Below are 1824 nucleotides of genomic sequence, written 5' to 3'. Positions count from 1 at the left end.
CCTAAGCTCCCGTGAATTTATACCAAGGATTCGGTATAAACTCATCTGACTAATCATCGCAAAGCCTTGTGCTTACTGGCTTTGCAACTACAAAATATTGTATCAAAAGTGCCCAGTTTGCTTGCGATTCCTCTTTATCCTTGGTATAATTATACCAAGGAGGTAATTACCATGGAACTGAAAATCAATGAGCCTTGGATCACCAGCAAAGTCAGATGTCAGAACGGTTACGCTTATATCGACAAGCCTTTTTGGAACGCTGAAAAACAGTGCGCTGACCATAAGCGAGAATACATCGGTAAGTATGATGGCAAAGTCTTTACTCCAAACAAGACATATCATCGTCTCAAATCTGAGTATGAGCAAAGTCTTGTTGCACCTAAGACCGGTCCGGTTCCTACAGAGGTATGCCTCAGACAGTTTTATGGATCAACATATCTTCTGAATGAGATATGTGACAAAACCGGCATTGCTGCAGATCTTGGCAAATGCTTTGGCTCTTTGGCACCGCAGATAATGTCTGTTGCTTATTATCTTGTGCTTGAAGAAGGCCAGCCCATGTACAGGTTCCATAAGTGGGGCCTGACTCACAGGCATCCATATGGCAAGGATATCCCTTCACAGAGAAGCAGCGAGCTCTTTGGCCTCATCACTGAGGAAGCAAAGATGGCTTACTTCCGGTACCAGGCAAAACGCCATGGTCTGAATGAATATCTTGCATTTGATACAACATCTATCTCTTCATACTCGGCCCTTATAAAGCAGGCGAAGTATGGAAAGAACAAAGAAGGTGATTCCCTTCCGCAGATAAACCTTGCACTTCTGTATGGAGAGGAATCAATGCTCCCTGTTTATTACAGAAAGCTTGCAGGCAACATCACGGATGTTAAAACCATAGAGAACCTCATAAAGGATGTTGATTTCCTTAAACTCGATAAGCTAAAGCTTGTCCTGGACAGAGGCTTCTACAGTGAGAAGAATATCAATGATCTTATGAAGCATCACCATAAGTTCCTCATTGGTGCCAGACTCTCACTTAGCAAGGTGAGCAGCATACTTGATAAGATCCGCGCGGATTTTGTTACCCGCTATAACTATAATTCAGAGTTAAAACTATATGTCATGTCATTTAAAGAAGAATGGGACTATACAGAAGAAAAGTCACGCACCGGAGAGATAATCACTGACAAAAAGCGTATATATCTCCACTTCTATTACAATGACCAAAAAGCAACTGACGACAAGACAAGGTTCAATGCAATGCTTGACCGTCTTGAAAACAATCTGGTAAACGGTACTCTTGATCCAGCTGATGAAAAGCTCTATCAGAAGTACTTTATAATACATGAGACACCTGTAAGAGGTAAAACCTATAGTTTCAAAGAGGATGCTATCCGCAAGGCTGAGAAGAACTATGGTTACTTTGCTCTCATGAGCAATGGAATCAAAGATCCGGTGGAAGCGCTGCGCATATACCGCCTCAAGGATCTTATTGAAAAATCCTTTGGCAACCTTAAGGAACGGCTTTCCATGCGACGAATGTCCGTCGCATCAGAAGAAAACTTTGAAGGCAAACTGTTTATTCAGTTTATAGCACTTCAGATGGTGTCTTATATCAAAAAGAAGATGGATGAAAACGGTCTGTTTAGCAGGTACACAATCCAGTCATTACTTGATGAACTGGATACCATTGAGTATTATCAGCAGCCCGGAAAGGCACATCATCTATCTGAGATAACAGCAAAGCAATGTGAACTCTATGAGTTCATGGGGTTAAATGTCCCGACATGATCAAACCTTGGTATAAAATGACGGGAGTTTAGG

General features: G+C 41.8%; 1 protein-coding gene. It reads left to right on the top strand.

Going from position 1 to position 1824, the window contains the following annotated elements; genetic code table 11:
- Positions 1-171: 171 nt before the first annotated feature.
- Positions 172-1791, top strand: coding sequence for an IS1634 family transposase (locus BLP87_RS16385; protein ID WP_074463498.1), 1620 nt, complete (start codon positions 172-174; stop codon positions 1789-1791).
- Positions 1792-1824: the final 33 nt, after the last annotated feature.

It is taken from the genome of Butyrivibrio hungatei, assembly GCF_900101605.1.
Lineage (GTDB): Bacteria > Bacillota > Clostridia > Lachnospirales > Lachnospiraceae > Butyrivibrio > Butyrivibrio hungatei_B.
The sequence above is the reverse complement of the archived record's forward strand: the minus strand, read 5'-3'. Positions and strand labels throughout refer to the sequence as shown.

Coding starts and splice junctions, on each gene's coding strand:
- BLP87_RS16385 (WP_074463498.1), top strand. CDS start 172: ATGGAACTGAAAATCAATGAGCCTTGGATCACCAGCAAAGTCAGATGT.